Here is a 25,330-nt window from a genome sequence, read left to right as displayed (position 1 = left end):
TCGGCATTGCGCCGGGGCCCGCCCTTGGTGGTTGCGCGGATTCCGCAGGCAGCGAAATGGAATGAGGGAAGAACGTTGACCATGCTCGGAGACCAGCCGACCATGCAGTTCCGCGTGGTCGAACCGGAGCCCGCCCGGTCGACCGGCCGGCGCGGCGGCTCCCCGCGCAACCGTGTGCACGGCCGTCACCGGCGCCCCGTCATGGACAGCGCCGACCACGGTGGGGCCGACCGTGACGGGACCGAGCACGACGGGGTCGGCCACGGCAGCGCCTACGAGACCGTTCCGGATCAGGAACAGACCCGGGCGGAGCCGGCGGTCCACGCAGGCGTCCCGGTCCGCCAGGCGGTCAGCCGTTTCTGGCCGCTGACCAAGGGGGACCGCTCCTGGCTGGTGCTGATCTGCGTCTGTGTGGTGCTTGCGGCCCTCGCCGAGACAGCGTCGATCCTGCTGTTCAGCGAACTGACCGACAACGCGCTCCAGGCCGGTTCGCTCTCCGCGTTCTGGGCCCCGGCCAGCATGTGGTTCACCGCGGCGCTGCTCGGCGCGTTCGTCGGTTACATCGGCAACTCGCTCGCGGTCTGGACCGCCGAACGCTTTGTGATGCGGCTGCGGGAGAAGGTCTTCGCCCACGTTCAGACCCTCCCGCCCGACTTCTTCAGCCGTCACCGCACCGGCGATCTGGTCGAGCGTCTCACCGGGGACGTCGAGTCGATCGAGCAGATGGTGGTCTCCGGTGCGGTCGGTACCGTCTCAGCCGTCTTCAGCACGGTGCTCTTCTCCGCCGCCGCGCTCTATCTGCGCTGGGATCTCGCGCTGGCCACCTTCACGCTGGCCCCGCTGTTCTGGCTGGCCGCCAAGCGGTTCTCCGGTCGCATCAAGATCGTCGCCCGGCAGGAGCGGGTCGCCGACGGTGCGATCACCTCGGTGGTCGAGGAGTCACTCGGCCACATCGTCCTGACCCAGGCCTACAACCGAGGTCGGGCCGAGGAGAAGCGGCTGCGCCGCGAGGCCCGCGCCTGGATGCGCGCCTCGGTGACCGGCGCCCGCCTCAGCGAGCTCTACGAACAGCTCGTCGAGGTCGTCGAGACGCTCTGCGTGCTCATCGTGATCGGGCTCGGCGCCTGGGAGATCTCCAAGGGCCGGATGACCATCGGTCAACTGCTGGCCTTCGCCGCTTTCCTGGGCTACCTGTACCCGCCGATCCGCTCCCTCGGCCAGCTCGGCCTGACCCTGACCGCCGCCACCGCCGGCGCCGAGCGGCTGCTGGAGATCCTCGACGCCCGGGCCGCCGTCACCGACCCGGCACCCGGCAGCGCGGTCGAGCTGCGCCGGGTGCGCGGCGAGATCGAGTTCCACCAGGTCGGCTTCCGCTACCCCGGCGCTGCCAAGGACTCCCTCAGCGCGGTGTCGTTCACGGCCCGTCCCGGTGAACTGGTCCTGGTCACCGGCGCGAGCGGGGCCGGCAAGTCCACCGTCTCCAAGCTGCTGCTGCGCTTCTACGACCCGGCTGCCGGGCTGGTCCGGCTGGACGGGGTCCCCCTGGACCGGCTGCCGGTGGAGTTCCTGCGGGAAAACGTCGCCCTGCTGCCTCAGGAGACGCTCATCCTGCACGACTCCATCCACGAGAACATCGCCTGCGGCCGGCCGGGCGCCTCCGGCACCGACGTCGTCCAGGCCGCCCGCGACGCCGACGCGCATGAGTTCATCGCCGCCCTCCCCGACGGCTACGGCACGCCGATCGACCCGCACACCGCGGAACTCTCCGGCGGCCAGCTCCAACGCATCGCCATCGCCCGCGCGATGCTCCGCGACGCGCCGGTACTCGTCCTCGACGAGCCCACCACCGGCCTGGACGCGCCGACAGCGCGCCGGGTCGTCGAACCGCTGCGCCGCCTGATGCGGGGGCGTACCACTATCATGATCACTCACGATCTGAACCTCGCCCGGGACGCCGACCGTATCCTCGTACTGGACCACGGTCGCCTCGTCGAAGCCGGTACCCACCACGAGCTGATGGCCCACGGCGGCTCATACACCTACCTCCACCGCTCGCAGGACAACAGCACCGGGCAGCTCACGGAGTCGCGGTAGCCCTTTCCGTCCGTGGGCGTTCGGTGGTCGATCGCGGTCGGTTTCCAGTGCTGCGGGCCGCCGTTGAAGGGGACGACTCCTGTATGCCTGCGAGCAGATCGGTTGAGCGCACAACTTTTATGGCTTCGGCTGTTCGGGAGCCGCTGCGTGGCGCCCCCCCGACCTGCGTGCCGCCCAAATACCCGATAACCCATGGGTCCTAGGGGTTGCAGGTATCGAGATTTGTGGGCCACGATATGGATAGTCGCAGGGCAAGGGGACCTGGCTATAAGGCTATTGGGGGCGGTCTTGATTCACATCACGCTTGGTCCGATGCGCTACGTCAATCCCGAACAGGACCAGCTGGGGCGGGATCACGTGGGCTGGGATTCGAACATGGACGACGCTGCCCTGTTCCGCGCCAATCGTGGGTGCTGGGTGCTGGGTGAGCGGGCCGACCGGGAGCAGTATGCGCTGGTGTCGGCGCAGGGCATCGTGCGCCAGGCCATCGAGATCCACGGCCTGGTGTCGGTCGCCGGCGGTCGCCGCGCCATCGAAGGCCGCTATCTGGAGGTGGGCCACCCTGTCCATGACGCCTATGTGGGCAAGCCTCAGCCGGTTGCCGCAGCCCGCAATCCGGTGACCTACTTCGACTCCCCTCATGCGGCCCGGACCTGTGGCTGCGGCTGTGGGGCGCCGGTCACGCTCGGTTGGTTCCTGACCGGCCATGACCAGAAGGCCCTGCATGACCGGGTGGCCAAGATAGGTACCGTGCACCAGTTCATCGAGTGGTTCGATCGCACGTATGCCGAGGGGGAGCGGGCCATGGTGTCCCGCGTCGTCTCCATCGCTCCTCATACGAATGCCAAGAAAGCGTGTAGTGCGCACGGTGCCGGGGCGGGCTGTACGCGGCTGGTCGCGGACGTCGTGTTGAGTGACGCGGGCAGCGAGCGCGTCGAGTGGGCCGTCTGTGCCCGCTGGCTCAAGGAGAACTCCGACGCATACGCTTGGCTGCAGCGGCACCCCGTCGAAGCGGCCGAGCTGGACGCGGACTGATTCCGGTCCTGTAGCTCGGGCTCTGTGTATACGCGTTGCTCGGTGAAAGTGCTCCCGGAGGCTCCGCCCTGGCACCCTGGGGTGGAGTCTCTGTGCGTTGGAAGGGAAATCCGCTGCGCGTGGGTTCGATTCCCGTCCTTGAGCTGGCGCGATCGTCCGCTATCTCGTCGGCGCGATCTTGCCGGGCCTCATTGAGGCCGAGTTGAGGCCGCAAGGACAGGAACAGACCGACAAGGGCTGACTGACCCCAACACGGATAACCGCATCTGACCTGCGAAAACGTCAAGGGTGAGCGTTGACCGGCAAGGACCGCCAAGATCCTCAAAGGACTCATAATCCGTCGGCCGTGGGTTCGAGTCCCACCCGCCCCACCTGTGCAGGTCCTTGACCTGCGGAAACGTTTGTTTTTGGGTGTCGGGGCGTCAACTTTGCCTGGACGGACTGGATCCGCTGCCCATGAGTTCGACGGCATTGCGGTAAGGATTAGATCGCACGTCGTTGACCTGCATTGATGAGTTGACCCGTAGTCGGGGAAGCCGCCGAATGCGGGTGAGTGGCCGGACAGTGCGTTCGGGGCGCCGGCAGGACGCGGGGCATCGGAAGAGCTGCCTCGGCGCCATGTTGCCGGCCCGTACCGAATCGGTCCCGGAGAACGCTCCTGCTCGTACGCGGGCGGTGCGGCGTCTTCCGGGATGGGTGCGGTCGGTCAGCAGCGGGGGTATGTAGTCGTAGGCCTCGTTTGTTCTGTGTGGCGGTTGATCTCCGGGACCCTCGAGTGGGCCGGCTCCGTTTGAACGGTGGGCGTTGGACCGCGTGCATCTCCGCTCCGGAGGGCCGACGCCCTGTCCGGGGTACAGGGGATCGGCGACCGCTGGAGTTGCATCCTGATCGTTGCCCACGCCCGGTTCCGGCCCGCCCGACCTTTCACCGGGGACCTCCGTCGGCCATGGAAGAAACCTGCGGCTCCCGACCGGTTCACCTGCGCTGACGGCCGGTGGGCTGGGTAGCCTCAGTCTGCGCCGGGGGTGAGCGGGGTGAGTTGGTGGATGTCGTGGCGGAGCCGTAGGGCGGCGATCTCGGCTTGGTCCGGCGGCCCCGAGGCGCTCAGAAGGTCGGTGAGTTCCTGGAGGTAGGTCTCGTGCCCGGCCGGGGACACGAGAAAGAGCATCCGAGCGGGTTCGGCGCCGGGGTTCGAGAACGCGTGAGGGCATCCGGCGGGTACGAACATGAAGCTCCCGGGGCCGCCCCGCATCACCTTCGCGCCGGTCTCGGACTCCCAGGAGCGCCAGTCGCCGGCGGCCTGGGGGGTGGGATGGAAGGCGAGGAGGTCGAGTTCGCCTGCGAGGACGTAGAACACCTCCTCGGCCTGGTGGTGCAGGTGCGCTCCGACATCGAATCCCGGCGCGACCTCCGCCTCGAACGTCGACCAGGTCGTCGACTGTTCCGCACCCGCCTTCATGGTCATGGTCTGGATCCGGCGGCCGCCACCGGGCGGCAGCAGCAGTCCATCGGTCATGTCTCCTCGTTTCCCGGGTTCAGGGCTTCCATCCGGTGCTGCGCAGCCAGGTCCCGAGGTTCATCAGGCCGGGGTGGTGCTCCCGCAGAGCCGCGATGTCGGGCAGGCCGGCAGGTCGCTCGTTGAAGAACGCGAACATCTTGGCGAGCTGTTCGTCGAAGGCTCGTATCTGCTCGACGGGCACCTGACGCAGCCGTGCCGGCAGGCCGCAGTGGCGGCCGAAAGTCTCGGCGATCTCCGGAGGCGTCAGGACATCCCCGGCGATCTCGACGGTCCGGCCGATGAAGTGCTCGGACCGGTCGAACGCGATCGCGGCGAACGCGCCGATGTCGCGTACCGCGATCAGTGGCATCGGAATCCGCGGTCGCACGGCGAGGGCGAGCACCAGTTCCCCGTTGTCCAGGACCGGGCGGTTGTAGGTGGCGAAGTTGTCCATGAAGGAAACGGGACGCAGGATCGTCGCCGGGAGTCCGAGCGAGCGGAGGTGCTCCTCGATCCGCCGCTTGCTTTCGTAGTACGGGATTCCGGAGTGCGCGTCCGTGCCATTGAGTGAGCTGTAGACCAGGTGCTCGATGCCCAACTCCCGGGCAAGATCAGCCACTTCCTTTCCCCGCCGTTCTTCGGCCACCACGCCTTCGGGGCTGATCCGGGGGCCGACCATCATGGTCAGCACGAGGAACACGCCATGTACGCCCTTCATCGCCTTCCGGAGCGACGTCGGATCGTCCAGGTCGCCGACGACAAGGTCGGCTCCTGCCGTACGCAGTGTTCTGGCGCGGGGTGAATCAGGGTCGCGGACCAGGGCTCTGACCGGCCGGCCGCGCTCGAGCAGTTGCTGTGCGGTCGCGCCGCCCTGTTGGCCGGTGGCACCGATGACCAGCACGGGTCCCCTGTGATCTGCCATACGAAGCTCCTTGCGGAAATGGCGGGCCGTCACATTTGGCGCGGGGTCCGGTCGGCATGGAGCGGTGTCCAGGAGGACCGGCCGGCAGCCCGCGGTGCCGAACCCGCCGCCTTCCTCGTGTGCCCGTCCTCCCTGGGGAGGACGGGCAGGATGCGCCCTGCGTGGTGTCAGCTGCAGGTCCGGTGGTCGTGGCCGGCGAGTCGCGGCGCCCCCCTCGTGCGGTCACGTACCGGGTACGCGCCCCCTGGTCAGTAAAGCGCGATCGAGCTCACCAGGTCATTCCAACTGCCGCCGCCCATGTACCCGTCGGACTGCCACGGTCCGACGTCGGCCTGGTTTCCCCAGCCACCGTTGTCCACGGCGAAGGAGGTCCAGCAGCTGCCGGTCTTGTAGGAAGAGGTCTGGTCGTTGAAGCCCCACTGGTCCAGGTTCTGCCAGTAACCGCTGTCGTAGAACGACAGGATCCGGCCCGCGGGGAAGGGGGAAGTGTTGAAGTTGGCGTTCTCGTACAGGCGCAGCGGGGTGGAGCAGTAGCCCTGGGCGATGCTGGGGCTTGCGGTCTTGGCCTGTTGGGCGGCCTTCGCGTCGCTCTCTGCGGCGGTGCGGAAGCAGTCGATGACGCCGCGCTGGACGTTGCAGGCCTTGGCAGCGCCCCAGCCCTTGGACAGGTCGATCGTCTTGCCCTCGAAGCGTGCGACGGTCGGCGTCCCGGCCGCCTGGGCGGTCGGTGCTATGACGGTGGCGCTTCCGACTGTCAGCGCGAGTCCGCCGAGCGTGATGCCCGCCTTGACAAGGATTCTCTGCATTCTGCTTGCTCCCCTGATTGGGTCGGTTCGAGGCATGACCGGAGGCAATTCCTGCCCGCTCGTCGTGGCGGAGCCGGGCCTCCGGATTGTGCGTCGCGCTCTGTCCTGTCCTGGACCACGGTGCGCGGCCGACCGTCGGCGAACCTTGGGTATACGTTGAATCCACTGGTCGAAGGTGCTATGCCAAGGTGGGAACTCGACACTCGGGGGCGTGCTGTGAAGGTTGAGTTCGATTTACTCGGCGGCGTCGAGGCGCGTGTGGACGGCCGCATCGTTGATCTGGGGCATGCCCGGCAGCGGTGTGTGCTGGCAGTGCTCCTTGTGGACGCCAACCGGGTGGTCAGGGTGGACCAGCTTGTCGAGCGCGTCTGGGCCGACCGTCACCCGCAGCGGGCCAGGAACACGCTCTACGGCTACCTCTCCCGTCTGCGGCAGGCTTTGGCCATCGCCGAAGGGGCGGACATCGTCCGGCGATCCGGTGGTTATGTCCTCGACGTCGAGGCGACCGCAGTGGATCTGCACCGTTTCCGTGACGTCGCCGCACGGGCCCGGGCGGCCGTGCGGAGCGAGCAGGACGAGCAGGCTGCAACTCTGTTCGGGCAGGCACTCGGCCTCTGGCGGGGAGACGCCTTCGCGGGTCTGGACACCCCTTGGATCAACGCCCTCCGCGACACGGTCGACCAAGAACGGATCGCGGCCGAACTGGACCACACCGACGTTCGGCTCCGCTGCGGTCACCACACCGGACTGCTGGCCGAATTGGCCGCCCGGGTCGAGACACACCCACTGGACGAACGACTGGCCGGCCAGTTCATCCTCGCCCTGTACCGCTGTGGCCGCCCGGCCGATGCCCTCAACCACTACGAGCGAACCCGGCTGCTGCTGGCCGAAGAATTCGGCTGTGACCCCGGCCTCCCGCTGCGGCAACTGCACCAGCAGATCCTCACCACCGATCCCGCACTGAACGTCCCGGCTGCCGTCCCGGCCGCCGGGCGTGCTCCGAGCTCCGCACCCGCTCTCGTGCCGCGCCCGTTACCCATGCCCCCGCCGGTTCGCACCCCACGGGACGGCGCCGACCTGGCCGGCCCGCCGACACCGCAGCGTCCCCGGACAGGGAGCCACCTGGTTGGGCGGGCAGCGGAGTTGACGGTCCTCGACGGTGCGATCGAGGACGCCTTGGCCGGTGTGCCAGGGGTGGTCGAGGTGGTCGGGGAACCAGGTATCGGAAAGACACGGCTGCTCGGCGAACTGGGCGAGCGCGCGAGAGAGCGCGGTTTCGTGTCCTTGGCCGGCCGCAGCGTGGGGTTCGACCGGGCTCCGTACGGTGCGTTCGTGGACGCCTTGGACGACCACCTCGGCAATGTGGACTTCCTCCGGCTCCGGCCTGATGGATCACCGCCCGGCGCGTTCGCCCTGCTGAGTACGGTCTTCCCCGCGCTCTGTGATCGTTTCCCGACCGGGCCGGATCCGGTGACGGTCGAACGGTACTGGTTCCACCGGGCGGTGCGAACGTTGCTGGAGACGCTGAGTGCCGACGGCGGGCTCGTGCTCAGCCTGGACGACCTGCAGTGGACGGATGACGGTACAGCCGAGCTGATCGACCATCTGGTACGGCACCCGCCGAGGACACCGCTGCTGCTCGCCCTCGCCTACCGTCCCCGGCAGGCCCCGCCGCGACTGGCCGCGGCGCTGGCCCGGGCGGGAACGGAGGGAAGAGTGGCCAGGGTCGAGCTGGGTGCGCTGTCTCCGGCCGAGGGGGCGGAACTGTGCGGGGCCAGGACGGATCACTGGCGTTTCCAACGGCTGTACGAGGCCAGCGGCGGCAACCCGTTCTACTTGGAAGCGCTGGCCCGAAGCGCCGGGAACGAAAGTCCGCCGGCGGTGCCGGCCGTCCCGGCATCTGTCGCCGGCGATCTGCCGCAGTCGGTGCGGGCCGCGCTGCTGGAGGAGTTGGGAGGTCTGTCGGCCACTGCGAAGGTCTGTTCACAGGCGGCCGCGGTGCTCGGCGACTCTTTTGAAGCCGGCATGGTGGCAGTCGTGGCCCAGACCAGTGAGGCACAGGCCCTTGCGGCCCTGGACGAGGTCGCGGAGCGGGACCTGGTACGCCAGATCGGCTCCGCGCGTCGATACCAGTTCCGCCATCCACTGGTACGCGCCGCCATATACCAGAGCGCGGGCGCCGGTTGGCGGATCGAGGCACACAGCCGGGCCGCAGATGTCCTGGCTCTGCGCGGCGCACCGCTGACCGCCCAGGCGTCGCACGTTCAGCGTTCGGCGCGCGTAGGAGACGAACAGGCTGTCGACGTACTTGTACGGGCCGCCCGTCAGGTGGTGACGATCGCACCAGCCGCTGCCACGCGTTGGGCACAGGGAGCCTTGCGGTTGCCCGGATGCTAGGGCCGACTACGGCCCGAACTGTGGCTCCAGCAGGCTGATGCGCTGGGCATGGCCGGACGACTGCTGGAAAGCCGCGACATCCTGCGCACGGCCGCCACCCTCCTGCCCGCGTGGGACCGGGGCCGACGGGCCCGGGTGACCGCCCTACGAGCCACCATGGAGTGGGCGCTCGGCCGGTACGAAGAGGCCACGGCTCTGCTGCTGCGGGAGTTGGCGGACCACGAGGGCCAACTGCAGCCTGAGACCGCCACTTTGGAGTTGGGCGTCGCGGTGGTGGCGCTTCGTAAGAACGACTTCTCCACGGCGGTCGACTGGGGCGAACGCGCGTTGCGTTCGGCGGAACGTATCGGCGACCCGCCGCAGACCACCGCGGTCCGCGCTCTCCTGGCCCTGGCGCATACCTTCGCGGGCGACGCCCGGGCAGCCGACCACCTCGACCCCGTGGTGGAAGTGCTCGACGACACCGAAGACCAGGAACTGGCCGGGCAGATGGACACGCTCGTCATGACAGGCTGGACGGAGATGCTCCACGGACGCCACGACCCCGCACTGCGCCGTCTCCGCCGAGGCCTGGATGTGTCCCGCCGCACCGGCCAGAGCCTCGTGCTCGCCGATCTCTTCGCCGCCTCCGCCTCCGCCTACCTGTGGCTCGGACGCCTGGACGAGGCGGCGGCCTACGCCGACGACGCCCTGGAGGCGGCGTCACTCGTCGGCAGCGGCGAGCCGCGCTCGTTGGCCGAGGTGGTGAGCGCGGCAGTCCTGATGTGGCGGGGAGACTTCGTCGGAGCACTGAAGATCTGTGAGGAGTCGCTCTCCTCGGCCGGCCCCGCACCGGTCGGCGATGGTCGGGATGCTCGGCCAGACACTGCTGCTCAACGGCGATCCGGAGGGCTGTGTCAGCAAGGTGCTCGAAGCGGGCGGCGGCCCGCACCTGCTCGGGTTCGAAGCCCCGGTCCGCCCGATGTGGTTCCGGCTGCTGGCTGTCGCGGAACTGGCCGTTGGCGACGTGACAGCCGCTGAGCTGTGGGCCGACCGAGCAGCCGCTGCCGCGGGGCTCGACCTGTCGCCCGGCTGGCGCGGGTTCGCGTTGCACGCCCGCGCCGAGGTGCAACTCGCCCGGCAGAACCCGGCGGCGGGCCCCACCGCGTGCCGGGCCGCTGCCGAGTTTCGCGCGGCCCGGATGTCCCTCAACGAGGCCATGGCCCGGCTGACCGCCGGCGCCGCACTGTCCGCCTCCGGCCGCCAGGCCGAAGCACTCGCCGAGCTGGAACAGGTGAAAGCCTTGGCGGACGCCTGCGGGACCCTCGCCGTGTCCGAATTGGCTGAGCACGAACACCACCGAATCGCCGCCCAGGCCCCGCTGGGACGGGGAGGTACTTCCTGAGCTTCTCAGGGGCGCCGCAGGGCGTAGGTGTTCCAGAGTTCGCCGGCGAAGAAGCGGCCGAAGCGAGTGAGTGCCGCGGTGCCGTGCGGGCCCGTTGTGCGGAACGTGGCGAGCAGGCGGGCGAGATCGGTGGCGCCGAGACTCGCCGTGCCCGTGCCCAGGAGCGCGGCGTCGGTCCCGCCCGGTTCGTGGATGTGTCCGTCCAGGACGCGGAAGGTCAGCCTGGTCGTGTCGGTCCACAGTCGGGCCGGGGTGCCGGGCGCCAGGTCCTTGCGGCCGGTGAAGGTGCGGGGCCGGCCGTCGGCGTCGGTGAAGTGGAGCCGGTAGCGCATCGTCCGGCAGCCGTCCTCGAACAGGCGGACGCTGCCGTGCAGGACGGGCCGGCGTCCGCCGAAGGAGGGGCTGTCGATCCAGCCGTCCGCGCGCGCCTCGTGGTCCGGTTCGTCCAGGAAGGCGTCCACGTCGTCGGCCGTGACGGTGAGCCGGAACGCGAACGGTTGGGTCAGGGCCCCGTCCGCACCGGGTGCGTAGCGTCCGCGCAGTTCCTCCGTGAACTGGAGCGAGGTGCGGCGGGGGTACGTGCGGTGCGCGACCGCCCGTGGAGTGGCGGGCCGGTGCTCCAGCAGGCGGGTGCACATACGGTCGGCCAGGGCGGCGATGGTGAGGGCCGGGTTGGGGCCCACCGGGCCGGGCATCGCCGCCCCGTCCGCGACGTACAGGCCCGGGTGGCCGAAGACCTCGCCGTACGGATCGCAGACCCCGATGTCGGGATGCCGGCCGATGGGGGCGCCGCCGAGCGGGTGCACCGTGAGGACGCGGTTCCGGTGCCAGAGCGGATGGTCGGCGTATCCGCCGCCGAGCGCGCCGGCGATCTGCCGCATGAGTGTGCGCGTCCGCTCGAACTGGGCCGCGCTGCCGCCCCGTACCGTCCAGGTGCTGTCCAACCGGCCGCCCCGCATGCGCAGTTCGCCGTCCGGCACATCTCGGCCCATCGCGAGCAGCGGCAGGGACGTACCGGTGAACGCGCCGTCGCCGAGGAGCTCGGCGAACGCGCCCGAGAGGCTGGGGTCCGGGGCGCGGGAGATCCGGTCGAGCAGCCTCCCGGCCAGGAAGCGGGCCGCCCGGGAGACTCCCTGCGGTGCGTGAGCGCCTTCGACGAGCCACTCCACGAAACCCGGGTATCCCGCGTCCTGGATGTATCCTCCGCGCCCCGCGCCGGGTACGCCGTCCAGTTCGTCGGGCAGCCGGATGGAGCTGGTGATGACCGGACCGCGGCTGGGACGCATCGGCCGGGGCTCGTCGCCCCGCCCGGCCCGGAGCACGAACGCGAGGTGGTCGCCGTTCGTCGAGAACCGGCTGCCGATCGCCGGGCTCAGACCGGGCAGGTTCCGGCGGGAGCGCAGGAGCAGCGAGACCGTGTTGTAGGTGCCGGCGGCGAGGACCAGACGGTCGCAGGTGATGGTGTGGAGCGTTCGGGAGGCACGGGGTGATCCGGAGGTGTGGGGTGATCCGGACGCGACTCCTCCGTCCCCGCGGCGGCCGTCCGGATCACCCCGTTCCCCTCCCCCTTCGTCATCTGGTCCGTGTCTTCCGTGTCTGACGTAGTCCACCGCGTATCCGCCTCGCGCGAGGGCCCGCACCGCGCGCACCTCGTGTCCGGTGCGCAGGTCGGCACCGTGCCGCTGTGCCGCCGACAGATAGGTGTGGTCGAGGCTGTTCTTGGCACCGTCGTTGCAGCCGAGGTTGCACTCACCGCACAGGCGGCAGGTACGGCGGCCGACACCGTGCAGGTTGCCCTGGTCGGTGTCGGCCATCGGCAGTCCGGGCTCGGGGTCGGCGCCCGGTTTCGGGGCGAAGCTGATCGAGAGCGGCGGCCGTTCCGCGGTCAGGCCCAGCCGTTCGGCCGCTTCACGCATCGCGTGCGCCCGGGGTGTGTCCGTGTAGCCGGGGCGGTCGAGCGGGTACGGGACCGGGCGGAGCATCCGCTCGACCTCGTCGTAGTGCGGGTCGAGTTCGGCGCGGCCGACGGGCCAGGCCTCGTAGCCGCCGCCGGGCAGCGGCTGTTCGTCGACGAACCAGCGTTCGTCCTTGCGCAGCAGCACACTCGCGTAGATGAGCGATCCGCCGCCCAGTCCGCTGGCGACGACGGAGTCGAAGGCGCGGAAGCTCCACACGTCGAACAGGCCGTGCAGGCCTGCCCGCGGGTCCCAGAACGCACGGCCGAGTTCGGCCGGGGAACGGGCGAAGCCGCCGGGCGGGTAGGCGCGTCCACGTTCCAGCAGGACCACCTGCTGTCCGGCCTCGGCCAGCCGGTACGCGGCCACGGAGCCGCCGAATCCCGAGCCGACGACGACGGTTCCGACGTGTTCGGCGTGCGACTCCGTCATCTCATACAGCCCTTCGGTGGAGGAAGTCGAGGAGGTGCGGGAACACGTCCCGGTGCGCGTCCCGGCCGATGATCGTGTCCACGTAGCCGTAGCCGGGGGCGACGAACAGTTCGTAGCGGTCGGGGTCGGCGGTCTCCCGCGACATCGCCTCGTGCTCCTGGACGACCGAGTCCCCGAAGACGCGGTTGTGCTCGCCGGTCAGGAACAGCACCGGCGGGCCGCCCTTGGCCGCCGCCGCGAGGTAGTCGTCGGGGAGGTGCGCGTGGCGCGGCTCGGCGGCGTCGTGCTTCACGGCACGACCCGCTCGTACGATCCTGCCGATGTGCCGGTGGTAGCCCAGCCCGACAGGGCCGAGCAGGTCCGCGACGCGGTCGTGCGTGACGGGGTCGAGTCTGTCGTGGCTGTAGAGCGCGGGCCAGCCGGTGCCCCACATGAAACTCACCATGTGGCAGGCCGGGTTGTCGCACTCCGGGTGCGCCAGTGACACCAGACGGGCGAACAGCCCGCTCCGGCTGAACCAGGCCGCGTCGCCGCTCCGCGGGTCGAGCTGGGACAGCCCGAGCGCGCCCTCGACGAGCGCGGGGCCGTACGCCAGTTTCCAGCGAGACCAGGCCGGTACGCGCATCAGCAGGCCGACCGCGCTGGTGACGACGCTGGTGATGTCCCGTACGGCGCCGGCGTACAGGCTCATGAGGAAGGTCATCGACCCGAGACAGTGCGCCACGACGTGCACGCGCCGTTCGCCGACATGTCGGCGCAGTTCGGCGAGCGCGGCCGGGTAGTCGTACAGGGCGATGTCGTCGAGGGTGTGCGCGTGCGGTTCCGTGTTGTACGGGAAGCGGTTGCTCATCCGCATGTCGAGCGTCCATACGTCCGCGAAACCGTTGTCGAGGAGGCAGGTCGCCAGATTCCGGTGCTCGGGCATGATGAACAGGTCGCTGGACGCGGTCAGTCCATGGACGAGGAGTACGACGTCGTCGCACTCCGCCCGGCGGAAACGGGTCAGTTGGAGGCCGAGTCCGTCGTCCGTGGTGACGGGGTGGACGGTGACCTGGGCGTCGGGGACGCCGGTCGTGGTGTGACGGGGGATGGCGGCGCACTTCTGGATCGGCATGATTGTCCCCCTCAGTCGGTCGACCGCCCCCACGACGGCGTCGGCGGTCAGGCAGAGGTCATCGTGGTGCTCCCGGCTTCGGCGTACCTGCGGAAAACCTGAAATCGGCAGGTCACGGCGCCGATGCCAGGTCAGGCTCGGTTGCCGTCGCTCTTCGAGGCACCTCACCGCGGAGCTGCCAGAGGCCGGAGTCTCTGCGCGTTGGAACGGGAATCCGCTGCGCGTGGGTTCGATACCCCGTCCTGCGTCGGCGTGTTCGCTCTCGGGTCTTCTGATTCCATGCAACCGGGACGCGTTCGGGATACAGGGACACGCTCGCGGCGGCGTTGCTGCGGCCGCGTACGCAGAAGTAGTCGAGACCCGCCCCGTCGAGGGACGCGCGGACCGCGGCCGCGTTGGCGTTGCGCGCCGCCAGTGGCGAGATGTCGGGGCGTACGAGGACCAGTTTGGGCATATCGCGGACCAGCCGCACCTCTCGGTCGTGGCCGGTGAGCAGGCCGGGATGGCGGCGCACCAGCCATGCCGCGCGCGGGTCTGCGGGGTCGTGCGTTCCACGAGGGCCCGCCTGAGGCGGGCGGGCACGGCGCGCCGGTACAGGCGCACCGGCCATGACACCTCGGGGTTGTGGTGGACCGTGTTCACGTGACGGCCCTCCTCGTGCGTTGCCTCGCTGCACGATCACTGTCCCTCGCGCGGGGCGACGGGCTTGAGCCCTTCGGGCCATGTCATGGGCCGAACAGGACCGCAACCGCAGGGGTGTTCGCGGATCTGGGGGTGCAGCCGATCTCCCGTTCGGGAAGTCCCACCACGAACCGCCGCCCCGCCGTGTTGCCCACGTACGCGAGAGGCATGGCCCTGACGCGATGGGTGCGACGAACGCCCGGGATCAGCGGTCGCTCTCCTCCGGCGTCACCGCCCAGGTGGCGCGACGCCCCGGCGGCCCGGCCGCGTTCGTTTCCTCGACCTGCCGAGTGCCGGAGCGAGCCGGGCGGGCTGCCGCAGATACCTGGCTGGCTCCGACACCGTTCGCGGTCACGCCGCCACAAAACCGCTCCGCGGTGTGCGACGACGTGACGGGAGCTCACCAGGCAGTCTCGCCGCAGTCGCTGACGTAGGTGCTCCAGTTGGTGATGCAGACACGCGTGCCGGCGTTGGTGCCGTTCCAGTAGAAGCCGGTCGAGGCGGTGGTGTTGACCACGTCGGTGCCGTTGGACACGTGTTTGTAGTCGTACGAGCCGATGACCTTTCGCTCCAGCCACATTTCGCAGTCCACACCGTTCCAGGACTGCACGAGTCCCTGGACGTAGCCGTCGGTGGACCTGCGGTTCATCCACCCCTTGCAGCTTCCGACCGTGACGTCCTTGCCGGGGATGTAGTCGACGGACTGGATGCTGGCGGAGGACCTGGGCGTTGCCGCCTGGGCCTGGCTGACGCCGCCCAGCGAGGCGGCCAGGGCCACGCCGGAGATGAGTGCGCCCGTCCGTACGGCCCACTTCGCGCCTGTCACTTCGTCGGCTCGTGTGCGACTACGCATGGTGTCTCCTAGGTTCGTCGGCCCGGTTGCGTGGACGAGACCAAGGTGCGCGGCCGACCGTCGGTGATCCTTGGACAAACGTTGAATGGGCTGGTCGAAGGTGCTGCGCCAGGGTGGCGACGTGAGACTCGGGGGCGTGCTGCGACGGTTGAGTTCGATTTGCTCGGCAGTGTCGAGGCGCGTGTGGACGGCCGAATCGTTGATCTGGGTCATGCCCGGCAGCGGTGCGTGCCGGCAGTGCTGCTGGTGGACGCCAACCGGGTGGTCAAGGTGGACCAGTTCGTCGAGCGCGGCTGGGCCGACCGCCATCCGCAAGGGGGTCCGCAACACGCTCTACGGCTACCTCTCCCGTCTGCGGCAAGCTTTGGCCATCGCAGAGGGGCGGATATTGTCCGGTCGGCGGCGGCCCGGATCCGTGCGCCGAAGCCGTCCTCGGCCAGTGCCCCTCGGGCGCAGTCGTGTCTCGTGCCTGCGGACCTCGTCGCCGAGAGCAGCCGGCGTGTTTCCGCGTGCCGAAGCGACGGCGGAGGAGATCGCGCCGGCCGGGCGGCGACGGCACATACGTACATGGGATACGTACTCCTACCGACGTGGTCCTGACACGTGTGCCGTTTTCTTGCATTCATGACGACACCGAGCGTGAAAGCGCAGATGCCGAGGAATGTCAGGCTGGCGTTGGTGGGGGTATGGGTCCAGGCCGTGCTGAACCTGGCGGCGGGATTCCTGTTGCTGGCCGTGGTGAACGACGCGGTGGACCACGGTCGGGACGAGGGGGCCGGGCTGCTCCGGTTCGTGGCGGTGCTGTCGCTGCTGATCGCGGGGGCACTCCTGCTGTGCGGTGTTTTCGCGGGCAAGCGGTCGAACGGGATACGTGTCACAGTCATCGTCATCGAGGCGCTGAGCCTGCTGAGCGGTGTGCTGGGCCTGTTCCAGGGGGGAGGCGTCGGGGTCGTCCCGAGCATCGCCTTCGCCTTCGTCGTGCTGCGGGGCTTCAGTTCCGCGGAAGCCAGGAACTGGTTCGACCAGTGAGATACGGGTCGAAGTGCATACCCGGGCCGAAACACCCCGTCGTGCCTGCCGTCGCGGTCCTTGCCGTCGCCGTCCTGTTCACCGGGGGTTGTTCGAGCGCCCACGACACCTCCCTTTCCGGGGATCCGTCCGAGAGTGCGACGGGGGTGTCCGAGTCGCCGAGCCCTTCGCCGACCCCGTCTCTCACTCCGCCGTATCCGACCGGGGCGTCCGGTTGCCACGACAACACGGGGTGGACGGCCGAGGATTCCAAGGACTGGGTTCGGTTCGTCGTCGACACGCCCCAGGAGAACTATGTGGACAAGGGGTCGCTGACGGTCGTCAGCCTGCCGGGGTACGACGGACCGCTCTGCCGGAAGATCACTGTGCAGGTCGAGTTCTGGAAGCTGGTGTACGGAGTCGCGGACGGCGCCGACGGCGAACGCCTCTCGAACGGGTTGCGGCCCAGCTACTACTTCGACATCCGCCGGGTGAAACGCGTCGAACTCCACACGGACGCGGGCGTCGACCAGAAGATCGCCCTGCCCGCGTCCCTCTACGCGACGGACCGCAGCCCCTGCGAGGGCGCCCTTCTCTCGATCACCGTGGGCAAGCCGCTGACGAGCAAGGAACTGCCCAAGGAGGTCGACGTCGACGGCGCACGGGACGTCTCGGGGCGCGCCACGGTGGACTTCCGGTCGCAGCGGGTCGCCGACTACGAACTGTCCGAGCCCTCGGCACCGCAGGTGTGCAGCCCGGACGGCAAGCCCACCGCCGACCCGGCCGATGTACCCGCACCGGGCTCCCAGCCGACGGACCTGTACCCGACGCCCGAAAGCAGCTTCGACCTCGGCGACATCTTCGGCACTTCCGCGCCCTCAGCCGCGCCCTCAGCCATTCATTGAGCCACTGCCTGAGCCCCTTCCGCGGGGCCGGGCGCGCACCGACTTCTTGACCTCTTCACTTCACCTTGGGGAAATCACATGCGTACGTACACCGCCGCCACCGTCCTTTCCGGCGCCCTCGTCCTCTCGGCGCTCGTTCTTCCGGGCGCCGCCCAGGGAGCGGAGCACTACGATGCGGCGACGGATCTCAGATCCCTCGCCTCCCACAACGTCCGGCCGAGGGACGCCATCGGCGGCACCACCTTCAAGGACGGGGTCGTCAACAAGGGCAAGGACGTCGTTCTCGGCGTGACGGGCAAGAAGGCCGTTCCCGTCACGTTCACCGCCTTCGACGAGGAAGGCCTGGCCCTCACCCAGGCGTTCCTGTGGCAGGGCACCGACAGTTCGAACACGGACACCATCACCGGCGCCCTGGGGACGGACGACGACCCCGTCTGCACGGAGACGACGGTTCAGGGCGGCTACAGCTACAGCTGCAAGACGGTCTTCACCATCGACCCCGCGGTCGACTTCAAGGACGGCAACGGCACCGCTGGACCCTGGAAGCTCTTCCTGGGCGCCTTCGACCTCTACCTGAACGTCAGTATCGACGACGACGTCGTCAGGGCGAGTATCAAGCGTGCCGCCAAGCTGACCGTCAACGCCTCCCCGGAGCCGGTGAAGAAGGGCAAGACCATCACGGTCACCGGCAAGCTGAGTCGCGCCAACTGGACCACGGGCAAGTACGCGGGCTACGTGTCCCAGCCAGTGAAGTTGCAGTTCCGCAAGAAGGGCAGCAGCACCTACACCACCCTCAAGACGGTCAAGACCAGCAGCACCGGCACCCTGAGCACCACCACCAAGGCCGGTTCCGACGGCTACTACCGCTTCGTCTTCGCCGGCACCACCACGACCGGCGCCGCGACGGCGCCCGGCGACTTCGTCGACGTCAGGTAGGCGGCTTCCCGGCCGAGACGGCTGTGGCCGGTCAGAGGCGCACCGATCACCGCCGAGGGCACCTGGAGCACGCTCAGTCCTGCTCCGTGCGAGCGCCCCCGAAACGGCTCCCGGTGCGTCGGCGGGCCATCAGCGTGGCCAGGGCAGTACGCGAGGAGACCCCGGTCTTGCGGAAGGCGCGGGAGACATGGGTCTCGACGGTACGGCGGCTGACGTAGAGCCGGTCCGCTATGGCCTGGCTGGTGAGCCCCTGCGCCACCAGTTCGGCTATCTCCAGCTCCCGGGCGGTCAGGGTGGCCAGCCGCTCGGTGAGTTCGGCGCGGTCCGGGGAACCGTACGGAGTCTCGGAGCCGCCGCCGGGCGGACGGGTGGCGTCGGCGAGGCCGACCAGGATTCCGCTGCCGCCCGCCTCGGCGAGCCGGCGACCCCTGAGCCAGGCGCGCGTGCCGTCTTGGCCATGGCCCGCCGCCGCTTCCAGCGGGGCGCCGAGCAGCAGCGAGTAGGCCTCCCAGAAGACCGCGCCACAGCGGGCGCTCTCCGCCGCGGCCTCCGCGAACAGATCCGCCGCCGCTGCCGTGTCCCCCTGCGCCAGCGGCAGATGGGCGGTGCTGCGCAGCGCGGACGCCCGCAGCATCGGCAGCCCCAGTTGTTCCGCCTCCTTGCACGCTCGCTCGGCCCAGCCGCGGGCCTCTTCGGACCTGCCCGTCACCAGTGCGGCCGTGACCAGGATCTCCAGGTAGAGCGGCCGCATCGAGGGCTGGATCCGCTGCAGTTCTGGGCCGCCCGCCCGGAGCATCGCGTCCCGGGCGCGGACCGGGTCGCCGGCCATGAGCGCGGCCCAGCCGAAGATGCACCAGGCTGTGGAGGCCCACCAGTCGACCCCGGTACCGGCCGCGGCCACCGCCTCCTCGGCGACGGCGAGAGGGCGCGGATCGCCCGGCGGGCAGGCGGCGACGAGTGCCGCGGCCTTGCTCGCCAGTACGAACGCGAGCAACTGGTCGCTGCCGATCCCACGGGCGATGTCCTCGGCCTGGTCGGCGAGTTCCAGCGCCGAGGAGATCCGGCAGGTCTGGACCCGGACATGGGACAGGCACAGCAGTAGATGGGGCACTACATAGAGCTGACCGCTGCGGCGGGCGATGTCGAGGCCGCGCTCCGCGTGCCGCTCGGCGTCCGGGTAGTGCTCCAGGAAGGCCTCCGCCCAGCCGAGTCGGGCCAGTGGTTCGCACAACGCGGTGAGATCGTTGTCGGGCAGGGAGTCGACCAGGGCGGCGGCCTGCCGGGCGAATCCGTGCGCCGCGGTCATGTTGCCCTCGTACGCTTCTCCCAAGGCTGCTACGGCGAGGACGCCCGCCTCCCCGACCTCGTCCCCCATGGACCGGGCCGCCGCGAGCGCCCCCTCGACCTCCGTGCGCACCTGGGTGTACGAGGTGTCGCTGTCCTGGGGCGCGGCCGAGCCCAGCTCCAGACCGAGCCGGACGACGTCGGCCGGAGCGGGGTCGCGGGCCAGCTCGCGGCGTAACAGCGCGACTGCCTCGGTGCAGCGCCCCAGATGACGCTCCACCAGCGCGCACAGGACGACCGCGCGCACTCTGAGGCCCTGGTTCTCGCCGGTGGCCGGGCCACCGGATGACCGCCGCGGGGTGGCGATCAGCTCCTGGAGCAGGTCGCGGCTCTCGCGCAGACCACCGCACGCAGCCAGGGCACGGGCCCGCCTCAGGACCAACTCACGGCGCCGGGAAGCGTGTTCGGGAGTGTGCGGAAGATGGCGGAGTGCCACATCGAGCCAGTGCGCGCAGCTCGCCGGGGCCGTTCGGGCGGTTCGTGCGGCGGCCTCTTCGAGTACGGCCACCGCCGCCGGGTCCCAGGCGGTCAGCGACTGTTCCACATGGTGGGCCCGCTCGGCGGCGGAGGCGCCCGCGCGGGCCAGTTCCTGCGCGGCGAGCCGGTGGATCTCGACGCGCCTCAAGAAGGGCGTGCTTTCGTGGACGAGGGTTCGCACGACCGGATGCCGCAGGGTCAGCAGGCCCTGCGGGGCTGAGCGCAGCAGGTCGCGTCGGGTGAGAGCGTGGACGTCGGCCGTGAACGCGGTGCCGGACCGGCCGGTCACCCGGCTCACCATCGCCGGGGTGGCGTGCTCGCCCAGTACCGCCACGGCATCGACGATGCCGCGCCGGGAGGGGGCGAGCACGGTCAGTTCGTCCAGCAGTAGGCTGCCGAGCCCGGGCGGCGCCGAGGGCTCGGGCGTCGCCCGCCCGCGGTGGGCCTGAAGGAGGGTCAGGAAGTAGAACGGATTGCCCTCGCTCGCGGCGTACAGCGCGGCGGTCTCGGCGGGCGGCAGGCCGGGGCCGGCCAGTTCGGCACAGTCGCGTGCGCTCAGCGGTCTCAGGCCGAGTCTGATGACTGTGCCGGTGTCGAGTTCCCGGGTGAGCCTGGCGGCGAGGGACTCGGGACTCTGGCGGTCACGGCGTGTCACGGCCAGGACGACGGGGGCGTGCAGGGGATGGCGTACGAGATGGTCCAGCAGCTCCAGTGACGCCGGGTCCGCCCAGTGCAGGTCGTCGAGGGCCAGCAGCAGCCCCGCCGGGGTGGCGAGCCGGGCGAGCAGGACGGCCGCGGACCGGTGCAGGCCGAAACGGTCGACCGCGCCGCTCCGCTGAAGAAGGGGCGCCACCGCGTCGGTCTCCTGAAAGCCGTCCAGGGCGTGCGGGTCGAGGTGGGCGAGCGCGTCGGTGAACACCTGGAACGGCACCTGCCGCTCGTACTCCGTGGCTCTGCCGCGCAGTACCGTCATTCCGCGTCGGCGCGCCCGTGCGCAGACCTCGCCGAGCAGCCGACTCTTGCCGATGCCTGCCTCACCGGTGATGTCGACGAGCCGGGAGCGGCCGCTGTCCCCGAACTCCTTGCCCCTCGCCGTGCCGCGCGCGTCGCGTGCCGCACGGTCGAGCAGCGCGTCGAACCGGGCCAGCTCGACGGAGCGGCCCAGCAACGGAGCCCCGTTCCCGCTGTCCCCAACTACCCCGTCCGCTCCCACAGTTGCCCCCCTGTCTTTACATTCCCCTCACATATCATTCTCTCCCGGTGATCGTCGTAACCGCCGCGTCGGTGAACCGGGACGGACGGATCTCACAGGGCGAGCCGTCGGTCCGGTCGGAGACGGGTGGTCCCCCTCAGCCCTCCCGGCGCCGGGGCGGAGACTCTGCACACAGGAAAGGGGATCCGCTGCGCGAGGGTTCGCTCTCCTCGGCTGAACTGGGCGGACGCGGCTGCTGCTGTGGTGAGCGTTCAACTCGGCGGCCCCCAGGGGCCATTGAGGGGCCACAAGGACAGGAGCGCATCGACAGGCACCACCCAGGACTGACACTGATCGACAAGGACCGTCAAGATCCTCAAAGGACTCATGATCCGTCGGCCGTGGGTTCGGGTCCCACCCGCCCCACTGTGCAGGCTTGTGACCTGCGGAAACGTCTCATCTGGGGTGCGGATTCCGGGCGTTAGTCCACGGGGCTGAATCCGCTGCTCGTGAGTTCGACTCCGTTGCCGTCAGCGTTAGTTGAGGTCACTTTGACCTGCGTAGATGTGTCAGCCCACGGCTGGAGGATGGCGTCGTGGGTGGGTTGTGCGAGCGTCTGGACGTCGGATTCTGGACGCTGGCTGGACGTGAGGGTCCGGAAGTGGTGTCGTCCGGTGACCTCTGGGTGTCGGGAGACGGCCCGGGCCGTAGCGGACTGACCGCCAGGCGGCCGGGTCGGTCGGAAGCTCGGTGTTCGTCGGTGCCGCGCGGGCTCTGCTGCTTGAGGTCGATCGTGCGGGCGATGGTTTCGAAGTCGCGGTCGTCGCGGTCGTCGTGGTGGGGGGAGTCCCGCTTCTTCCGTGGCTGCGGCCATCAGGAGGTTCATGGGGCCTGCGCTGCGGTGTTCTCCCTTGGTGGTCAACTGTTCCTGGGTGATGCGGGAGCGGCGGTAGACACCGTCGGGCATGGGGCACCAGGGGTAGTGGGCGTCGAGGGCCGCCTTCACGCGGGTGCGGTCCGTAGTGGAGCGGGCCGAGTAGAGGTCTTCCGGTTCGGTGAGGTCGCAGATCGCGACGAGGTCGGCTGCGATCGTGTCGTCCCATTGGGCGGTGTTCTGGCGGAGGAGGACGCGGGCGAGGGCGGAGGTGTCGATGAGGTGGCCGGCGACGGTCACCCGTGTGCCCCGGTGCCGCGGTCGTCGGTCGTCGCGCCCGCGCTCGTGGGGCGGTATGCGCTCTTGTCCAGCAGTAGGTCGATGTCCGGAGCGCCCTCGGCCACCAGTTCGCGGGTCTGGTCGAGTGCCCGCAGGCGTCGGTAGCGGGCCGTGACTTCTCGCAGCGCGGTTTTGGGTGCCGCGGCGGGTGGAGGGCATGGCGGCGTCGGTCCTTGGGCCGGATTACCGGCGGATCGTGGCGGTGCTGGAGTCGGAAGCCGGCCGGGAGGGCATGCGCTGCCGGCAACTGGCCGCAGTGCTGGGGCTGGAGGTCGTCCCGGCGAGGCGGAGGGGCTGCGTCACCTGGTGCGTGACTACGAGACGCTGCCGGCCAACAGCCAGGCCGGAACCGACAGCAACGGCCGCACCACCCGCCACTCCGCCTCCGTCATGCGGAGCCATAACTCGGGATGCGGTCCGGCCCGTCCGCCGCGTTGCCGAACCTGTGCACGAGGCAGTCACACGACAGGGACGCCGAGTTGGACTCCACACGCGCGTGGATGCGAAAGACCGCGACAACAGGGCCTCCTGGTGATCGGTTCGGTTCGCAACCCCGAACTACCAAGAGGCCCTGCTGTCATGCGTCGGCCCTCACGCGATCACTCGATCAGGAACCCTGTTCGACCAGGCCAGCCCCGTGAACGACAAGCGGATGACGTCTCAGCACAGACAAGGATCCGTACCCGACCCCAGGCCCGAGACGTCGCCGTCCCTCAGCGCGCCGGAGTAGGCCTGTACCTCGTCCACGTCGCCATGCAGGTACTCGCCCCAGCCGTCACCGGACCTGGCCCGGCCGATCTGGAGGGCACCGGTGCTGTGCCAGCCGTTGGGGAGGCTCGCGGTCGCCTGGGCGTTGGTGTAGCCGTCGACGTAGAGCTTGATCGTGTCGGTGGCGTCGTCGTAGACCACGGCGAGGCGATGGCCTTGGCCCTCGCCTCCGTCCGCGCCCACGATCTGGGACACCACCTTCTCGGGGGCTCCGGCCTCGTCCTTCTCCGGCATCACCAGTTGCCAGGTGTGCGTGGACGGCTCGTAGCGCACCTTGAAGGCGTCGGTGTGCTCGCCTGCCTGCGAGAGCACGGTCATCGGGTGGGCGGGCTCGGAGTCCGCGAGGCGTACGACGACGCCGAGAGTGAAGCTGTCCCCGGTGTCCACGACGGGCCCGTCGGCAGCGGCGTACCCGCTCTCGCCGTCCAGCAGCAGATGCCCGTCACCGACGAGTGGCGGCGGCACGTAGGTGCAGTCCGGGTCGATCTCCGGGATACAGGAACTGTCGGAGCCCCGGTAGATCGAAGCCCCCGCGCCGAGCCGCAGCGGCGCGCCGCCCGACTGCGCGGGGCTCACACCGTCCGTCGCGTTCTCCAGCGACCAGTGGCCGAGCAACGTTGGCTTGCGGTAGGCCAGTTCGGCTACCTCGTCCGGCACCACGACCCGGTCGTGAACCTGTACGTCACCGATGTCCCCGTGCCACTGGTCCCCATAGTCGGCAGCACCGAGGGCGCGCCCGATCTGGAAGGCGCCGGCCGCCTCGGCGGGAGTCGCGTCGGCCGCGGTCCCGGCCTCGTGGCCGTTGACGTACAGCCGCGCCTTTCCGGTCTCGGCGTCGTACAGCCCCAGCAGATGGGCCCACTCGCCGGTCTCGGGGGCGCCGCCGGACACCTGCGCGCCGCCGATCGCGAACGACCAGGCGGGCCCGGAGTCCTCGTGGCGCAGCCCGAGGTCGAAGCCGGGTGCCCCGTCGGCATCCTGGCTGACGACGGTCATGTTCCGGCCCGTTTCGGCGGGCCGTACCCACGCGCTCACCGCGAAGGTCTTACGGATGTCGGTCGCCGGGGCGTCCGGGGTCAGAAAGGCGTGGTCGCTGCCGTCGAGGCCGACCGTGGTGGTGGCCGTGGTGCCGGTGGGCGCCGGGCCGCCGAAGGTCACGCCGGTCCCGGCACGGGCGGCGGTGCCGGTCTCGGCGGCGGCCGAGCCGGAGTCCGCCGGGTCGTCCAGCTTCCAGCGGGCGACGGGAGCGCGGCCGGCCTGCACGTTGAAGTCGTAACGCGACTCCCCGCTGCTTCGGCCCGACCGGTCGATCGCGCGGACCGTCAGCGACTTGGGTCCCGCGGAGAGCGGCAGGTACGGAATGGTCACGGCCGCGCCCGGCCGCTCCGCGGAGACGGTGCCGTAAGGGCCGCCCGTGAAGCCGTACGTGTACGACACCACGTCGTCGGAAGGCGAGTCCATGGTGAAGTGGCCGTAGACGCCCACTCCGTCCACCCAGAACACGTCCTCCGGGTTGGGGTATTCGGGAGAGGTGATCGTCGCCTTCTCCGGGCTCACGTCGTCGTACACGAAGGAGCAGACCGAGCCGTCGCCCTCGTCGCTCCACGTGGAGGTCGCCTTGCCGTCGTTCGCGCGGACATGCCAGGAGACGACGGTGTTCGCCGGGATGTCGTTCGGCATCGTCCAGTACTGGCGCGACCCCGAGGAAAGAGTGATGGAGGTGTAGGTACGCTGCTGTTTCACTCCGGCCGCGTCCGTCCACCAGGCTTCGAACTCGCCACTGAGCGGGCTGGATTCGGAGGGCTGGTTGTCCTCCTCCGGGTCGTACAGCACTGCACTGAGCCTGGGCGGCGTCGAAACGTATGGTGTGTCGTCACCGGTCGCGCATGCCTTGCCTCCCGACTGGAGGTCTTGGACAAGCGGCTGATTCGGCGGCAGGTTGTCCACCGCGTACGCCGTCCCGGCAGCCGTGACCAACAGCGCCGCCGCACAGCTCCCCACCACCGTGCGTCTGCGTCTGCCTGTCCTTGTGAACCTGGTCAAGTGGCCCTCCCCTGTGAGCGCTTGATGCTCGTGGATCACACGAGCGCCTGAAGCTAACAGAGACCACTGACAGCACGGAAAGGGTTTCCTGGCCGACCTGTTCCAGAACTTCGGTGTCGTCGAAAAGACTGACAAGGGCAGAGGAACAGAGGCACCAAAACCTGCCTGAACTGGGAAAAGGACCAAGATGAGCATGGATCGACAAGGCCCGCCAAGATCCTCAATGGACTCATAATCCGTCGGCCGTGGGTTCGAGTCCCACCCGCCCCACCT

16 protein-coding genes and 1 pseudogene are annotated in these 25,330 nt (G+C 69.7%); 8 read left to right on the top strand and 9 right to left on the bottom strand.

Annotated features, from left to right (window positions below; translation table 11 throughout):
* Window positions 1–81: 81 nt before the first annotated feature.
* Window positions 82–2,094 carry an ABC transporter ATP-binding protein gene (locus OG223_RS17770; protein ID WP_329265335.1) on the top strand — a complete coding sequence of 671 codons (2,013 nt, stop codon included), beginning with the start codon at window positions 82–84 and terminating at the stop codon, window positions 2,092–2,094.
* A 312-nt stretch (window positions 2,095–2,406) separates the two neighbouring features.
* Window positions 2,407–3,129 (top strand): hypothetical protein, encoded by a 723-nt coding sequence (locus OG223_RS17765; protein WP_329249209.1) that lies wholly within the window; start codon window positions 2,407–2,409, stop codon window positions 3,127–3,129.
* A 1,009-nt stretch (window positions 3,130–4,138) separates the two neighbouring features.
* On the opposite strand, the gene OG223_RS17760 is transcribed toward OG223_RS17765, so the two are convergent.
* From OG223_RS17760 to OG223_RS17750, 3 genes are all read right to left on the bottom strand, one after another.
* Complete coding sequence (locus OG223_RS17760; RefSeq protein WP_329249206.1) at window positions 4,139–4,645, bottom strand: cupin domain-containing protein; 507 nt, start codon at window positions 4,643–4,645, stop codon at window positions 4,139–4,141.
* Between the two features lie 19 nt (window positions 4,646–4,664).
* On the bottom strand, window positions 4,665–5,549 hold the full coding sequence (locus OG223_RS17755) for an NmrA/HSCARG family protein (protein WP_329249203.1): 885 nt from the start codon (window positions 5,547–5,549) through the stop codon (window positions 4,665–4,667).
* A 248-nt stretch (window positions 5,550–5,797) separates the two neighbouring features.
* Window positions 5,798–6,355 carry a hypothetical protein gene (locus OG223_RS17750; protein ID WP_329249200.1) on the bottom strand — a complete coding sequence of 186 codons (558 nt, stop codon included), beginning with the start codon at window positions 6,353–6,355 and terminating at the stop codon, window positions 5,798–5,800.
* Window positions 6,356–6,571: 216 nt separating this feature from the next.
* Between OG223_RS17750 and OG223_RS17745 the strand changes: the two genes are divergently transcribed.
* The 3 genes from OG223_RS17745 to OG223_RS17735 are packed head-to-tail and all read left to right on the top strand — an operon-like array spanning window position 6,572 to window position 10,136.
* Window positions 6,572–8,752, top strand: coding sequence for a BTAD domain-containing putative transcriptional regulator (locus OG223_RS17745; protein ID WP_329249197.1), 2,181 nt, complete (start codon window positions 6,572–6,574; stop codon window positions 8,750–8,752).
* Window positions 8,753–8,800: 48 nt separating this feature from the next.
* Window positions 8,801–9,772 (top strand): hypothetical protein, encoded by a 972-nt coding sequence (locus OG223_RS17740; RefSeq protein WP_329249194.1) that lies wholly within the window; start codon window positions 8,801–8,803, stop codon window positions 9,770–9,772.
* Window positions 9,759–10,136, top strand: coding sequence for a hypothetical protein (locus OG223_RS17735; protein ID WP_329249191.1), 378 nt, complete (start codon window positions 9,759–9,761; stop codon window positions 10,134–10,136). Before OG223_RS17740 ends, OG223_RS17735 begins: the two co-directional genes overlap by 14 nt.
* 5 nt (window positions 10,137–10,141) lie before the next feature.
* Here the strand turns inward: OG223_RS17735 and OG223_RS17730 are convergent, their stop codons facing one another.
* From OG223_RS17730 to OG223_RS17720, 3 genes are all read right to left on the bottom strand, one after another.
* On the bottom strand, window positions 10,142–12,523 hold the full coding sequence (locus OG223_RS17730) for a GMC family oxidoreductase (RefSeq protein WP_329249189.1): 2,382 nt from the start codon (window positions 12,521–12,523) through the stop codon (window positions 10,142–10,144).
* Window position 12,524: 1 nt separating this feature from the next.
* Entirely contained in the window at window positions 12,525–13,637 is a 1,113-nt protein-coding gene (locus tag OG223_RS17725; RefSeq protein ID WP_329249186.1) for an alpha/beta hydrolase, read from the bottom strand.
* A 1,081-nt stretch (window positions 13,638–14,718) separates the two neighbouring features.
* Window positions 14,719–15,171 (bottom strand): hypothetical protein, encoded by a 453-nt coding sequence (locus tag OG223_RS17720; RefSeq protein ID WP_329249183.1) that lies wholly within the window; start codon window positions 15,169–15,171, stop codon window positions 14,719–14,721.
* 624 nt (window positions 15,172–15,795) lie between these two features.
* Here OG223_RS17720 and OG223_RS17715 point away from each other — a divergent pair.
* The 3 genes from OG223_RS17715 (at window position 15,796) to OG223_RS17705 (ending at window position 18,020) form a co-directional block, all read left to right on the top strand.
* Window positions 15,796–16,200 carry a hypothetical protein gene (locus tag OG223_RS17715; protein ID WP_329249180.1) on the top strand — a complete coding sequence of 135 codons (405 nt, stop codon included), beginning with the start codon at window positions 15,796–15,798 and terminating at the stop codon, window positions 16,198–16,200.
* A gap of 41 nt (window positions 16,201–16,241) precedes the next feature.
* A complete protein-coding gene (locus OG223_RS17710) occupies window positions 16,242–17,084 on the top strand; it encodes a hypothetical protein (RefSeq protein WP_329249178.1) in 843 nt (280 codons plus the stop codon).
* Between the two features lie 78 nt (window positions 17,085–17,162).
* Entirely contained in the window at window positions 17,163–18,020 is an 858-nt protein-coding gene (locus tag OG223_RS17705) for a hypothetical protein (RefSeq protein WP_329249175.1), read from the top strand.
* 73 nt (window positions 18,021–18,093) lie between these two features.
* Here OG223_RS17705 and OG223_RS17700 read toward each other — a convergent pair whose 3' ends face one another.
* The 3 genes and pseudogenes from OG223_RS17700 to OG223_RS17690 form a co-directional block, all read right to left on the bottom strand.
* Complete coding sequence (locus OG223_RS17700) at window positions 18,094–21,009, bottom strand: helix-turn-helix transcriptional regulator (RefSeq protein WP_329265333.1); 2,916 nt, start codon at window positions 21,007–21,009, stop codon at window positions 18,094–18,096.
* 801 nt (window positions 21,010–21,810) lie between these two features.
* A pseudogene (locus OG223_RS17695) lies at window positions 21,811–22,207 on the bottom strand (PIN domain nuclease); the annotation flags it as partial.
* A 699-nt stretch (window positions 22,208–22,906) separates the two neighbouring features.
* Window positions 22,907–25,018 carry a LamG domain-containing protein gene (locus OG223_RS17690; protein WP_329265331.1) on the bottom strand — a complete coding sequence of 704 codons (2,112 nt, stop codon included), beginning with the start codon at window positions 25,016–25,018 and terminating at the stop codon, window positions 22,907–22,909.
* Window positions 25,019–25,330 lie beyond the last annotated feature (312 nt).

The sequence above is a fragment of the Streptomyces sp. NBC_01478 genome, assembly GCF_036227225.1.
Taxonomy (GTDB): domain Bacteria; phylum Actinomycetota; class Actinomycetes; order Streptomycetales; family Streptomycetaceae; genus Streptomyces.
This window is presented reverse-complemented; position numbering and strand designations above follow the sequence as displayed.

Excerpts from the sequence above, each read along its gene's own strand:
- OG223_RS17720 (WP_329249183.1), bottom strand. The coding sequence starts at position 15,171 with ATGCGTAGTCGCACACGAGCCGACGAAGTGACAGGCGCGAAGTGGGCC.
- OG223_RS17770 (WP_329265335.1), top strand. The coding sequence starts at position 82 with ATGCTCGGAGACCAGCCGACCATGCAGTTCCGCGTGGTCGAACCGGAG.
- OG223_RS17760 (WP_329249206.1), bottom strand. The coding sequence starts at position 4,645 with ATGACCGATGGACTGCTGCTGCCGCCCGGTGGCGGCCGCCGGATCCAG.
- OG223_RS17715 (WP_329249180.1), top strand. The coding sequence starts at position 15,796 with ATGACGACACCGAGCGTGAAAGCGCAGATGCCGAGGAATGTCAGGCTG.
- OG223_RS17725 (WP_329249186.1), bottom strand. The coding sequence starts at position 13,637 with ATGCCGATCCAGAAGTGCGCCGCCATCCCCCGTCACACCACGACCGGC.
- OG223_RS17705 (WP_329249175.1), top strand. The coding sequence starts at position 17,163 with ATGCGTACGTACACCGCCGCCACCGTCCTTTCCGGCGCCCTCGTCCTC.
- OG223_RS17740 (WP_329249194.1), top strand. The coding sequence starts at position 8,801 with ATGGCCGGACGACTGCTGGAAAGCCGCGACATCCTGCGCACGGCCGCC.
- OG223_RS17755 (WP_329249203.1), bottom strand. The coding sequence starts at position 5,549 with ATGGCAGATCACAGGGGACCCGTGCTGGTCATCGGTGCCACCGGCCAA.
- OG223_RS17730 (WP_329249189.1), bottom strand. The coding sequence starts at position 12,523 with ATGACGGAGTCGCACGCCGAACACGTCGGAACCGTCGTCGTCGGCTCG.
- OG223_RS17750 (WP_329249200.1), bottom strand. The coding sequence starts at position 6,355 with ATGCAGAGAATCCTTGTCAAGGCGGGCATCACGCTCGGCGGACTCGCG.
- OG223_RS17765 (WP_329249209.1), top strand. The coding sequence starts at position 2,407 with ATGCGCTACGTCAATCCCGAACAGGACCAGCTGGGGCGGGATCACGTG.